This is a genomic window from Mycolicibacterium sarraceniae (assembly GCF_010731875.1).
Lineage (GTDB): Bacteria > Actinomycetota > Actinomycetes > Mycobacteriales > Mycobacteriaceae > Mycobacterium > Mycobacterium sarraceniae.
The window spans coordinates 964957-977940 of sequence record NZ_AP022595.1 but is presented as its reverse complement, the minus strand read 5'-3'; the positions used below and the strand labels follow the sequence as shown (position 1 = coordinate 977940).

Below are 12984 nucleotides of genomic sequence, written 5' to 3'. Positions count from 1 at the left end.
CCTTTAGAGGTGATGCTTGTAGGTGTCGTAGTCGGCGTCGGGTCCGCCGGTGGGCTTGAAGTACTCGATGTTGTCGATGCCGAGCCCCCATTCCTCGCGAGGCTTCCACACGGCCTGCACTCGCATTCCCATCCGCACGTCGGCGATGTCGATCTCCTGAATCAGGTGCAGGAAAGGGATATCGGCGCCGTCGAGCAGCACATAGGCCGCGACGTACGGCGGCTTGATGCGCTGGCCCGCGAACGGGATGTTGATGATGGCGAACGTGGTGACGGTGCCGACATCCGGCAGCTCCAGGAGGGTGTCCAACTCGAGGCCGGTGGCCGGATCGGCCTCCCTCGGCGGGAAGTACACCTTGCCGTTGGCTCCGGTGCGAGCGCCGAGCAGCTTGCCGTCTTCGAGTCCGCGCAGGAACGCGCTCTCCGGACGTGATGCGGTGTGCTGGATTTCGATGCTGCTGGGCGAGACGAGGATGGTCACCGGCTCGCGGTCGTCGACATCATCGGGCACCGGCTCGGGCTCGTCTCCAAGCTCGAAATACGCGATATCGGTGATCGCGCCGACCGGCTCGTCGACCCAGTGCGCGTGCACTCGTGCGCCGGTGCTGATCGCGTCGGACGAGTCCGCGGCGACCGCATGGAGAAGCCCGGTGTCCGCGCCGTCGAGTTTGATCAGCGCCCAGGCGAATGGCTTGTCCAGCGGCTGTCCTTCGAGCGGCTCGGACTGCCACGTCCACGACAGCACCGTCCCGACGCTGGCGACCGGCACCACCTCTGTTAGCGGCGCATAGTCCACGGGGTCATACTCAGCGGGCGGTACGAGCACGCGTCCGTCCGAGCCGCGGACGCCCAGGATGCGTCGCCCGCGCAGGGCGGTGAAGAACTGGCCAAGGAGAGGTCCGACTGAACGGGTGTAGTCGAATGACAGCTTCAGCGGTGCCGAAAGGGGCTTCTGATGCGCGTCGATCTGCACCGGGCTGCTTTGGCTGGTGGTCACAGCATCGAGTAGAACAGGTTCTAAGAAACGTGGCAAGGACCTTGTCCCGGACAGAAAGGCGGCACCGATGAAGCTGGGTCTGCAACTTGGCTATTGGAGCGCACAGCCTCCGACGAATCATGCGGAGTTGGTGGCGGTGGCCGAGGAGGCCGGCTATGACACGGTGTTCACCGCCGAGGCGTGGGGCTCGGATGCCTTCACGCCGCTGGCGTGGTGGGGCCGTGAAACCAGCCGGATGCGGCTGGGCACTTCGGTGGTGCAACTCTCGGCACGGACCCCAACCGCGTGCGCGATGGCGTCGCTGACGCTGGACCATCTCTCCGGCGGCCGCCACATCCTCGGCCTGGGGGTGTCGGGCCCGCAGGTCGTGGAGGGCTGGTACGGGCAGCGCTTCCCCAAACCGTTGGCGCGGACCCGCGAATACATCGACGTGATCCGCCAGGTCTGGGCACGGCAAGCCCCGGTCACCAGTGCCGGCCCGCACTACCCGCTGCCGTTGAGCGGGGAGGGCACCACCGGGCTGGGCAAGCCGCTGAAGCCGATCGTGCACCCGTTGCGCGCCGATATCCCGATCATGCTCGGCGCCGAAGGCCCCAAGAACGTCGCGCTGGCCGCCGAGATCTGCGATGGCTGGCTGCCGATCTTCTACTCGCCACGCCTGGCCCCGATGTACAACGAGTGGCTCGATGAAGGATTCGCCCGTCCCGGTGCCCGCCGCTCCCGGGAAGACTTTGAGATCTGTGCCACCGCGCAGGTGGTGGTCACCGATGACCGGGCCTCGATCCTGGAACTGATCAAGCCGCACCTGGCGCTCTACATGGGCGGAATGGGCGCCGAAGACACCAACTTCCACGCCGATGTCTACCGCCGGATGGGCTACTCCGACGTCGTCGACGAGGTCACCCGACTGTTCCGCTCAGATCGCAAAGACGATGCGGCCAAGGCCGTTCCCGACGAACTCGTCGACGACTCGGCGATCGTCGGCGACATCGACTACGTGCGCAAACAGATCGTCGCCTGGGAAGCCGCCGGCGTCACCATGATGGTCATCGGCGCTCGCACCCCCGAACAGATACAAGAGGCTGCGGCCCTCTTGTAGACACTTCTTGCGAGTTGTCTAGCCGGGGCTCTAGATTGACCGGATGACGTTCGGCTTAACGCAGGATATGGGCGTCGCCGAACGTCATCTCGACATGGGCGACCGATCCCGAGACCATCGCGCGCTTGGGCAGCCCGAGCGAGGCCAGCTCCTTGGCGTACGGGTGATCGCCCAGTCGCAGCGTGGCGCCACCCGGCCGGAAGCGGACACCGGAATTATTCATCTCCCAGGGCACCTCGCGAGTGGTGCCCTCGGAGAAGGTGTAGGTCTTGAGAACCCGGCTGCGCGGGCGCAGCGACGGAATCGGCAGACCCCCGTGGAATTCGATCCCGGCGATCAGCGATCCGCCCTCGCTGACATCGAAGGTGAACGGGCTCGCGTGGCGAACGTTGAAGTCCGCCATGATCTTGGGGAAGCCCCAGATGGTGCGGCCGGCCTCCAGAGTGAAGGACTGGTCGACGGGCAGGTGATGGATGAACGCCGCGGCGTCGCCAAGAGCTTTGAGGCCGTGGGCATCCGAGCCCGGGGGATTGACCATCACGCACGTACCGAATTCGTGGTACTTGCCCAGATCGCCGTCGATGTAGCGGGCAAGCATCAGATTCACCACCGCACGGCCCGGCCGGAACTGGCAGACCTGCAATCCGCTGTAGGCGACGAGTCGCTGCGCGGCATCGGCCGGAACCGAGAACATCGCCGTGTGAACGTCGGCCTTGCGAATGTGCACCGGCATGGTGAGCACCGTGCCGGCAATGGTGTGCTGCGAAACAGGCATGCGGACACTGTAATCCGCTTTGACAGCCCGCGTGGACAGAAGTATGGAGGGAAGTAGATGACAGGCACCCTGGCTTCGGCCAAGCCGAATGTTGATCTGACCGAGGGCAGTTTCTACGCCGACGGAGGTGCGCGCGACGCGTATCGCTGGATGCGCGCCAACGAGCCGGTGTTCCGCGACCGCAATGGTCTGGCGGCCGCGGCGACCTACCAAGCGGTCCTCGACGCCGAACGTGACCCCGAGACGTTCTCCAACACCGGGGGCATCCGGCCCGACAACCCCGGTATGCCGTACATGATCGACATGGACGATCCTGGACACCTCTTGCGCCGCAAGCTCGTCAACGCGGGCTTCACCCGCAAGCGTGTGATGGACAAGCTCGCCGGAATCGACACCTTGTGTGACGCGCTGATCGACGCGGTCTGCGAGCGCGGGGAATGCGACTTCGTTCGCGATATCGCCGCGCCGCTGCCGATGGCCGTTATCGGTGACATGCTCGGCGTGGCTCCCGAAGAACGTTCGACGCTGCTGAAGTGGTCCGACGATCTGGTGTGCGGCTTGAACTCGGCTGCCGACGCCGAGACGTTGCAAGCGGTGATGGACGCCTTCGCCGGGTACTCCGCGTACGCAACCGAGACCATCGCCAAGCGCCGGTCCGAGCCGACCGATGATCTGTTCTCGATTCTGGTCAACTCCGAGGTCGACGGCCAGCGGATGGACGATCAAGAGATCATCATGGAGACCCTGCTGATTCTCATCGGCGGGGACGAGACCACCCGGCACACGTTGTCGGGCGGCACCGAACAGCTTGTGCGCCGCCGTGATCAGTGGCAGAGGCTGGTAGCGGACGTGAGCCTGCTGCCCAATGCCATCGAGGAAATGCTGCGCTGGACCTCGCCGGTGAAGAACATGGCCAGAACGGCGATGCGGGACGTCGAATTCCACGGTGCCCAGCTGCGTCAGGGCGAGAAGATGCTGCTGATGTTCGAGGCGGCCAACTTCGACGAGTCGGTCTTCGGCGACCCGGAGAACTTCCGCATCGACCGGAACCCCAACAGCCACGTGGCATTCGGCTTCGGAACCCACTTCTGCCTGGGTAATCAGCTGGCCCGGTTGGAGCTCAGCACGATGATTCGCAAGCTCCTCGAGCGACTACCGGACCTGCGACTGGCCGACGAGACCGCGCTGCCCCTGCGGCCGGCCAACTTCGTGAGTGGGTTGGAAGCGATGCCGGTGGTGTTCACTGCGTCGAAGCCGGTGCTGGCGTAAGGCAGGCAGGTCGTCACCGTTTTTTGGTGACCCTCGCTCGCGGGAGGGTTAGCGTTGTCGTGCCAGTCACTGGAAACTTCCGCTCAGGAGCGACATCCGCGGTGGAGTCTGTGGGTTTGGGCTGTAACACTTTTGGGAATCATGAACGCACCTCGTGGTACAGCGATGCGGCTGGCCGAGGTGGTATGACACGAAACGAACTGGGGCGATATGATTGTCATCGAATCCGATCGGGCCCAACGCGTGCGCCGGCTGTTTTTGGCCGCGATGCTCACTCTCACCGCGCTGACGGCGGCACCGTTCGGGATCCCATCAGCAGCGGCGGCAGAGCGTTGTCCCGATGTCGAAGTGGTGTTCGCCCGCGGAACGTTCGAGCCGCCAGGCGTGGGGGGAATCGGCCAGGCCTTCGTTGACCAGCTGCGGGGAGAACCTCAGCTGGCCGGAAAATCGGTCGATGTTTACGCGGTGAATTACCCTGCCTCGCTGAACTTCTCGACGGCAGCAGACGGCGTCATCGATGCCAGCGACCGGGTCCGCGACATGGCGGGGAGATGCCCGACCACCAAGATGGTGCTCGGCGGCTACTCGCAGGGGGCCGCGGTGGCCGGTTACGTGACCGCCGACAAGATCCCCGACGGCTACGTCCCGCCGAACGGCATCAACGAACCCATGCCTCCCGAGCTCGCCAGCCACGTCGCCGCCGTAGCGTTGTTCGGGAAACCATCGAACGGTTTCTTGAACGCCGTTGACCGCAGTGCGCCGCCGATCACCGTGGGCAACCTGTATGCCGGCAAGACCATCGACCAGTGTGTGCCCGAGGACCCGATCTGCTCACCGACGGGCAGCGATAACGGTGCCCACCAGGCCTACGCAGACAACGGAATGACCGCGCAGGCCGCCGCGTTCGCCGCGCAGAAGCTCACTTCGGCCGCGGCGGTGAACACCGCCAGCAACTAGCGCATCTTGAACTGCGGGGCGCGCTTCTCCTTGAACGCCAGCGGACCTTCCTTGGAATCCTCGGACAGGAACACCGGGATGCCGTTGGCGGTGTCAGGCTTGAACGCGTCGAGTTCGTGCATGCCTTCGGATTCGCGGATGGTCTTCAGGATCGCCTGCACGGCCAAGGGGCCGTTGTTGTTGATCACCGCGGCGATCTCGAGCGCCTTCTCCAGCGCGGTGCCATCGGGCACCACATAGCCGATCAGCCCGTAGGACAGCGCCTCGGCGGCGGTGATGTGGCGTCCGGTCAGCAACAGGTCACAGGCAATGGTGTACGGGATCTGCCGCGGCAGCCGCACTGCCGAGCCACCCATCGGGTACAGGCTCCACTTGGCTTCCGAGATGCCGAATTTCGCGCTTTCGCCGGCGACCCGGATATCGGTGCCCTGCAGGATCTCGGTACCGCCCGCGATGGCCGGGCCCTCGACGGCGGCGATGAGCGGCTTGGTCAGCCTGCGCCCCTTCAGCAGCCCCTCGATTTTGGTCGGATCAAACGCGCCACTCTTGAAGGTGTCACCGGGGGGCGCCTCGGTGGCTTTCTTCAGGTCCATGCCCGCGCAGAAGTAGCCCCCCGCGCCCGTCAGGATGCAGGTTCGGATCTCGGGATCCTCGTCCACGCGGTTCCAGGCGTCGACCATAATCGAGAGCATCTCGGTGGAAAGCGCGTTGCGCGCCTCAGGCCGGTTCAGTGTGACGATGAGGGTGTGTCCGCGCTGCTCAATGAGGGCGTCGGCTTGTTTTTTGGGCTCGCTCACGGGTATTCGCCTTCCAGCATCTTTGCCACAGACTTGTGTCGAAATGTAACACGTTCTAGTTTGGGTCCGTGGCCCTAAACATAGCTGATCTAGCCGAACACGCCATCGACGCCGTGCCTGATCGCGTGGCCTTCATTTGTGGTGACGACCGAATCACGTTCGCCGAGCTCGAGGAGAAAGCGAATCGCTTCGCCCACTACCTCATCGACCACGGCGTCAAGAAGGACGACAAGGTCGGGCTGTACTGCCGGAATCGGATCGAGATCGTCATCGCGATGCTCGGCACGATCAAGGCGGGCGCCATCCTGGTGAACGTCAACTTCCGCTACGTCGAGGGCGAACTGCGCTACCTGTTTGAGAACTCCGACATGGTTGCGTTGGTCCACGAGCGTCAGTACGCCGACCGGGTCGCCAACGTGCTGCCGGAGACCCCTGAGGTGAAGACGATCCTGGTTGTCGAAGACGGCAGCGACCTGGACTACCGGCGCTATGGCGGCGTGGAGTTCTACGCCGCCATCGCCGAGAGCTCACCGGAGCGGGACTTCGGGCAGCGCAGCGAGGACGATATCTACCTGCTCTACACCGGCGGGACCACCGGCTTCCCCAAGGGCGTGATGTGGCGCCACGAGGACATCTACCGGGTTCTGTTCGGCGGCACCGACTTCGCCACGGGTGAGTTCATCAAGGACGAATACGACCTGTCCCGTGCCGCGGTGGCAAACCCGCCGATGGTTCGCTACGCGATCCCGCCGATGATCCACGGCGCGACCCAGTCGGCTACCTGGATGTCCATCTTCTCGGGCCAAACCACCATCCTGGCACCCGAATTCGACGCCGACGAAGTCTGGCGCACCATCCACGACCACAAGGTGAACCTGTTGTTCTTCACCGGTGACGCCATGGCGCGGCCGTTGCTCGACGCGCTGCAGGCCGCCCACGACAGCGGCAAGGACTACGACCTGTCCTCGCTGTTCCTGCTGGCGAGCACCGCGGCGCTGTTCTCGACCAGCCTCAAGGAGAAGCTGCTCGAACTGCTGCCCAACCGAGTGATCACCGACTCGATCGGTTCATCGGAAACCGGCTTCGGTGGCACCAGCATCGTGGCCAAGGGGGAGCACCGCAACGGTGGTCCGCGGGTGACGATCGACCATCGCACCGTCGTGCTCGACGAGGACGGCAACGAAGTCAAGCCCGGTTCCGGGGTGCGCGGTGTCATCGCCAAGAAGGGCAACATCCCGGTCGGCTACTACAAGGACGAGAAAAAGACCGCTGAGACGTTCAAGACCTATAACGGCGTGCGCTATGCGATCCCCGGCGACTACGCCGAGGTCGAGGTGGACGGTTCCGTCACGATGCTGGGCCGCGGCTCGGTGTCGATCAACAGCGGCGGCGAGAAGATCTACCCCGAAGAGGTTGAGGCCGCGCTCAAGGGCCATCCAGATGTGTTCGACGCCCTCGTCGTCGGTGTGCCCGATCCGCGCTTCGGCAGCCACGTCGCCGCCGTGGTCGCGCCCCGCAAGGGCGCCCGCCCGACGCTGGCCGATCTGGATACGTTCGTGCGCAAGGAGATTGCCGGCTACAAGGTTCCGCGCAGCCTCTGGCTGGTCGATGAGGTGAAGCGTTCGCCCGCCGGCAAGCCGGACTACAAGTGGGCCAAGGATCAGACCGAGTTGCGGGCTGCCGACGAGGTGCACGCCAAGTACGCGGGCGCCACCAGCTGATGCACACAGAACTGTGCGATCGGTTCGGCATCGACTACCCGATCTTCGTTTTCACCCCGTCGGAAAAGGTCGCCGCGGCTGTCAGCCGGGCCGGCGGCATGGGTGTGCTGGGGTGTGTGCGGTTCAACCACCCCGACGACCTGGAAGCCGTACTGCAGTGGATGGACGCGAACACCGACGGTAAGCCGTACGGCGTCGACGTCGTGATGCCAGCGAAGGCGCCCACCGAAGGCACCGCCGTCGACATCGACAAGCTCGTGTCGCAGCCGCATCGCGATTTCGTCGCCAAGACGCTCGCCGACCTCGGGGTGCCCCCGCTTCCCGATGACGGCGAACGCAACGAGGGCGTGCTCGGCTGGCTGCATTCGGTGGCTCGCTCACACGTCGACGTCGCGTTGCGACACCCGATCAAGCTGATTGCCAACGCGCTCGGCTCGCCGCCCAAGGACGTCATCGACCTGGTGCACGAAGCTGGTGTGCCGATCGCGGCGCTGGCCGGTTCGGCCAAGCACGCGCAACGACATGTCGACAACGGCGTCGACATCGTCGTCGCCCAGGGCCATGAGGCCGGCGGTCACACCGGCGAGATCGGCTCTGTGGTGCTCTGGCCCGAAATCGTCGATGCGCTCGACGGCAGGGCCCCGGTGCTCGCGGCGGGCGGTATCGGCACGGGCGGGCAGGTGGCGGCCGCGCTGGCGCTCGGAGCCTCTGGAGTCTGGATGGGATCGGCATTCCTGACCTCCGCCGAATACGACCTCGGACACCGCCAGCCCGGCGGAACGTCGACTATTCAGGACGCGCTTCTGCGGGCCACCTCCAGCGACACCGTGCGCCGCAAGATCTACACCGGCAAGCCGGCGCGTCTGCTGAAGACCAAGTGGACGCAAGCCTGGGATGCCGAGGGCGCGCCGGATCCACTGCCTATGCCGCTGCAGAACATCCTGGTCAGTGAGGCGCATCAGCGGATGAACGAGTCGGACAATCCCGACACCGTCGCCGTGCCGGTCGGCCAGATCGTCGGCCGGATGAACGAGATCCGCCCGGTCGCCGACATCATCGCCGAACTGGTCGCCGGCTTCGAGGACGCAACTCGGAAACTGGACACGATCCGCGACAGCTAGCAGGGCTGCCGGCTGATCTGGCTATGCTCGGTCGGGTGAACGGCGCACAAGCACTGATCACCACGCTGGTCGACAACGGGGTGCGGGTCTGTTTCGCCAACCCTGGGACGTCGGAGATGCATTTCGTCGCCGCGCTGGACACCGTGCCGCAGATGCGCGGTGTGCTCACCCTTTTCGAAGGAGTCGCCACCGGGGCGGCCGACGGGTACGCCCGGATCTCGGGCCAACCGGCCGCGGTGCTGCTGCATCTGGGGCCCGGGCTGGGCAATGGGCTGGCGAATCTGCACAACGCCCGGCGCGCGCATGTGCCGATGGTCGTCGTCGTCGGCGACCACGCGACCTACCACACGAAGTACGACGCTCCGCTGGAATCCGATATCGATTCGGTCGCCGGCACCGTGTCCGGCTGGCTGCGGCGAACCCTCGCGGTCAGCGAGGTGGCCGCCGACGCCGCCGAGGCGATCGCGTCGACGCGCGCCCGTAAGCACATCGCCACGCTGATCCTGCCTGCCGACGTCTCCTGGGACGACGGTGCCACCACCCTGGAAAGCGCTGTGGTGCAAGTTGATCCGCCACATGTGGATCTCAGTGAGGCCGAAGCCGCACTGGGCTCGGGTGAGCCGACGGTGATCTTGGTGGGCGGTGACGCCACCGGTGGGGCCGGTCTGTCCGCGGCGGTCAGGATCTCGCAGGCGTGTGGTGCGCGCGTGCTGTGCGAGACCTTCCCGACTCGGCTGGAACGCGGGGCGGGCCTGCCCGCGGTGGAGCGGCTGGCCTATTTCGCGGAGGCGGCCGTTGCGCAGCTCGCCGGCGCGCGGCACCTGGTGTTGGCGGGCGCGCCCCATCCGGTGTCGTTCTTCGCCTACCCCGGCAAAGCGAGCGACTTGGTGCCCGAGGACTGTGCCGTGCACGCGCTGGCAGGCCCGGTCGGTGCCGCCGCGGCAATCGAGGTGCTGGCAGACCGGATCGCACCGTCCGAGATCGCCGCCACCGCGGAGCCGGCGCGGCCGGCGCTGCCGCACGGCCCACTCACCGTGGCGACCTCAGCCGATGTGATCGGGGCGCTGCTGCCCGAGCGGGCCATCGTCGTGGACGAGTCGAACACGTCGGGAGTCCTTCTGCCCCAAGCGACCGCGGGCACCCCAGCGCACGATTGGCTCACGCTCACCGGAGGGGCGATCGGTTTCGCACTGCCGGTGTCCGTCGGTGCCGCGATCGCCGCACCAGACCGCCCGGTGCTGTGCTTGGAGTCCGATGGCTCGGCGATGTACACCATTTCGGCGCTGTGGACCCAAGCCCGCGAACGGCTCGACATCACCACCGTCGTCTATGCTAACCGCGCCTACGACATCCTGCGGATCGAACTGCAGCGGGTCGGTGCCGAGGCCGCGGGATCCGGGCCAGGCCCAAAAGCCGAGTCGCTACTCGATTTGACCAGTCCCACAATGGATTACGTCCAGATCGCCAAGGGTATGGGCGTTCCTGCGCGGCGGGTCGGCACCGCCGAAGAGCTCGCCGACGCCCTGCAATGGGCGTTCGATGAACCGGGACCGCATCTGATCGAGGCGGTCATGCCGTCGATGGTGGTGTAACCCGGTTCAACGCTGGATTTCGAAGACCGGGTCCGCACACTCCAGCGCCTGCGCTGAAAGCTTGCGTTTGATCACCTTGAACGTCTCGGTGCGCGGCAGTCCGGTACTCACCCGCACGAACGCCGGCCACTGTTTGGGCCCGAGATCATCTTGGGCGGTGAGGAATTTGCGGAAAGTGGCCGGGTCGAACTCCGTGCCCTCCGGGAGCACCAGTGCGGCCATCACCCGATCCCCGATCGCAGGGTCGGGGATCGGGTAGACCACGGCCTCGGTGACGTCGGGGTAGCGCATCAACACCCGCTCGATGGGCGCGGTGCCCAGGTTCTCCCCGTCGACCCGCATCCAGTCGCCAAGCCGGCCGGCGAAGTACACGTAGCCATCGTCATCCCGGTAGGCGAGGTCCCCGCTGTGATAGACCCCGCCGGTCATCCGCTCAGTCTCGGCGTCGGGCGCGTTGTGGTAACCGCGGAAATTCCCAGGGCCGGTGAGGTTGACCAGCTCGCCGATCACCCCTGGCGGGCACGTCTCACCGGTCTCGACGTCGACGATCTCGAGCCCTTCAGGCAGCGGCCCCAGTGCACCCTCCGGAGTGTCTGGGGTGCGAGCGATGTTCACGCCGCCCTCGGTGGAGCCGAAGCCGTCGACCACTGTCACGCCGAAACGTTGTGCGAACCGGTCGATATCGCGTGGTGCGGCCTCATTGCCGTAGACGATGCGCAGCGGGTTGTCGGCATCGTCGGGAAGAGCCGGGGTGGCCAGGATGTAGGACATCGGCTTGCCGACGTAGTTGGCGTAGGTGGCGTTGAACCGGCGCGCGTCGGGAATGAACTGCGAAGCGGAGAACTTGCGGCGCAACGCAATCGACGCCCCGGCTGCCACGGCTACCGCCCAGCCCGCCATCACCGCGTTCGAGTGGAACAGCGGCATCGACAGGTAGCAGGTGTCGGCCGGGCCCAGCCCGAACCGCTGCGCCAGCATCACCCCGGGACATGCCACTTTCTCGTGAGTGCAGCGCACCGCCTTCGGGTCACCGCTGGTGCCCGAGGTGAAGATCAGCATGAACAGGTCATCGAAGCGGCTGGACGCGAACGTGATCGGCGTGCCACGGAACTGTGCGAGCTCTTCGGCCCACGCGGACGTTCCGACGTCGATGACCGCCATCCCCTCGGGGGTGAAACCGGCGCCGTAGGTTTGCGGGCCCACCTCGCCGTCGGCGAGCACCAGTTGACAGTCGGCTGTCTGGATATCGCGCGCCAGCGCTTCACCGCGGCGGGTGGGGTTGAGGCCGACCGGGACGAGCCCGGCCAACCCCGCTGCTACCAGCAGCGAGGAAAAGAACGGCGTGTTACCCAGCAGCGCGCCGATGTGCGGCGGCTTGGCCGGATCGAGCCGGGCTTTCAGTGCCGCCGCCAGGTCGGCGGCATCCTGAATATGTTGGCGCCAGCTCGAATACGAGCCGTCGTCAGCATGGATCCCGCGATCGTCGACGTCGGTCAACCGCGCGAGCAGATCGGTGACGGTCTGCTCGTCGCTCACAGGTCCGGTCAAGCCGGTGTATCGGCCAGCTCGCGGCCGATCCGCAGCAGCTGGGCGGTGGCGCCGCCGAGAGCGAACTCGAGCTGCTTGGCGATGATGAAGTAGCGGTGCACCTGGTGGTCGGTATCGATGCCGACACCGCCGTGCACGTGCACGGTGGTGTGGGCGACGCGATGGCCGGCCTCGGCAGCCCAGAACGCTGCGGTGGCCACCTCGACATCGGCGGGCAGATCCTCGGACAGCCGCCACGACGCCTGCACGAGCGCCAGCCCCAAGCCCTTGATATCGATGTAGTCGTCCGCGAGCCGAGCCGACACTGCCTGGAAGCTGCCAATCGGCCGGTCGAACTGCTCACGGGTGCGGGCATATTCGGCCGTCAGCTCTAGCGCGCGTTCGAGCACACCGAGCTGGAACGCGGCGTGCCCCAGCGTCTTCTGAGTAGTCAGCCAGGCCAGCGCGTCGGCGTCGCCGACGATGCGGTCGGCCCCGACCTCGACGCCGGCCAGGTCGAGCTCAGCGGCACTGTTCTTGCCGGTGGTCAGCAGTGCGGTGACCGACACCCCGGCATCGGCGGCTGCCACCAGGAAAACCTTGGTGCCGGAATCGGTTTCGGCCGGGACCAGGAACGCATCGGCAACCGGGCCGAACTCGACCTGGGTGCGGGCACCGGTCAGCTTGAATCTGTCACCGGATGCGGTCGCCTGCACCGGGCCCTGGCCGAACTCCCCGTCGAGCGCGACGGTCAAGATCTTCTCGCCCGACACGGCCGGTGCCGCCCACTGGTCGCGCAGTTCGGGCGCACCGAACCGGGCCAGCGCGCCGGCACCCAGGATCACCGACTGCAGGTACGGCACCGCACCCAATTGGCGGCCCAGCGCGGTCAGGATCGCGGTCTGTTCCAGGACGCCATACCCGCCGCCGCCGATGGACTCTGGCGCGGCCGTCGACAGAATGTCGGCGTCGATGAGTTTGCGCCACAGCTCGGTATCGAAGCGCTGGTCGAGGCCGTCGAGCTCACGCTGGTGTTGCGGTGTGCACACCGCATCGACGATTGTGCCGACCAGCCCCGAGAGATCCTGCGCGGCTTCTGTTTTGGTGAAATCCATGTCAGTCCTATGTCT

11 protein-coding genes are annotated in these 12984 nt (G+C 66.0%); 6 read left to right on the top strand and 5 right to left on the bottom strand.

Annotated features, from left to right (window positions below; translation table 11 throughout):
* Positions 1-3: 3 nt before the first annotated feature.
* On the bottom strand, positions 4-996 hold the full coding sequence (locus G6N13_RS05120) for a Zn-ribbon domain-containing OB-fold protein (protein WP_179965083.1): 993 nt from the start codon (positions 994-996) through the stop codon (positions 4-6).
* 67 nt (positions 997-1063) lie between these two features.
* Here G6N13_RS05120 and G6N13_RS05115 point away from each other — a divergent pair, with 67 nt between their 5' ends.
* A complete protein-coding gene (locus G6N13_RS05115; protein ID WP_163695072.1) occupies positions 1064-2095 on the top strand; it encodes an LLM class F420-dependent oxidoreductase in 1032 nt (343 codons plus the stop codon).
* Between the two features lie 55 nt (positions 2096-2150).
* On the opposite strand, the gene G6N13_RS05110 is transcribed toward G6N13_RS05115, so the two are convergent.
* The gene (locus tag G6N13_RS05110; protein WP_197746826.1) at positions 2151-2870 is read right to left on the bottom strand and encodes an acetoacetate decarboxylase family protein; all 720 of its coding nucleotides are present in this window, start codon (positions 2868-2870) and stop codon (positions 2151-2153) included.
* A gap of 57 nt (positions 2871-2927) precedes the next feature.
* On the opposite strand from G6N13_RS05110, the gene G6N13_RS05105 reads away from it, so the two are divergent.
* Positions 2928-4139 (top strand): cytochrome P450, encoded by a 1212-nt coding sequence (locus G6N13_RS05105; RefSeq protein ID WP_163695071.1) that lies wholly within the window; start codon positions 2928-2930, stop codon positions 4137-4139.
* A 267-nt stretch (positions 4140-4406) separates the two neighbouring features.
* Positions 4407-5096 (top strand): cutinase family protein, encoded by a 690-nt coding sequence (locus tag G6N13_RS05100; RefSeq protein WP_170310474.1) that lies wholly within the window; start codon positions 4407-4409, stop codon positions 5094-5096.
* On the opposite strand, the gene G6N13_RS05095 is transcribed toward G6N13_RS05100, so the two are convergent.
* Complete coding sequence (locus tag G6N13_RS05095; RefSeq protein ID WP_163695069.1) at positions 5093-5893, bottom strand: crotonase/enoyl-CoA hydratase family protein; 801 nt, start codon at positions 5891-5893, stop codon at positions 5093-5095. The genes G6N13_RS05100 and G6N13_RS05095 overlap by 4 nt on opposite strands.
* 68 nt (positions 5894-5961) lie before the next feature.
* Here G6N13_RS05095 and G6N13_RS05090 point away from each other — a divergent pair, with 68 nt between their 5' ends.
* From G6N13_RS05090 to G6N13_RS05080, 3 genes are read left to right on the top strand one after another with little or no spacing between them, the layout of a single operon-like run.
* Positions 5962-7614 carry a medium/long-chain-fatty-acid--CoA/3-oxocholest-4-en-26-oate--CoA ligase gene (locus G6N13_RS05090; RefSeq protein WP_163695068.1) on the top strand — a complete coding sequence of 551 codons (1653 nt, stop codon included), beginning with the start codon at positions 5962-5964 and terminating at the stop codon, positions 7612-7614.
* Complete coding sequence (locus G6N13_RS05085; RefSeq protein ID WP_163695067.1) at positions 7614-8735, top strand: NAD(P)H-dependent flavin oxidoreductase; 1122 nt, start codon at positions 7614-7616, stop codon at positions 8733-8735. Before G6N13_RS05090 ends, G6N13_RS05085 begins: the two co-directional genes overlap by 1 nt.
* A 35-nt stretch (positions 8736-8770) precedes the next feature.
* Complete coding sequence (locus tag G6N13_RS05080) at positions 8771-10327, top strand: acetolactate synthase large subunit (protein WP_163695066.1); 1557 nt, start codon at positions 8771-8773, stop codon at positions 10325-10327.
* Positions 10328-10333: 6 nt separating this feature from the next.
* Here G6N13_RS05080 and fadD17 read toward each other — a convergent pair whose 3' ends face one another.
* Positions 10334-11863 carry a long-chain-fatty-acid--CoA ligase FadD17 gene (fadD17, locus tag G6N13_RS05075; protein WP_163701725.1) on the bottom strand — a complete coding sequence of 510 codons (1530 nt, stop codon included), beginning with the start codon at positions 11861-11863 and terminating at the stop codon, positions 10334-10336.
* An 8-nt stretch (positions 11864-11871) separates the two neighbouring features.
* Positions 11872-12969, bottom strand: a complete 1098-nt coding sequence (locus tag G6N13_RS05070; protein WP_163695065.1) for an acyl-CoA dehydrogenase family protein — start codon at positions 12967-12969, stop codon at positions 11872-11874.
* Positions 12970-12984 lie beyond the last annotated feature (15 nt).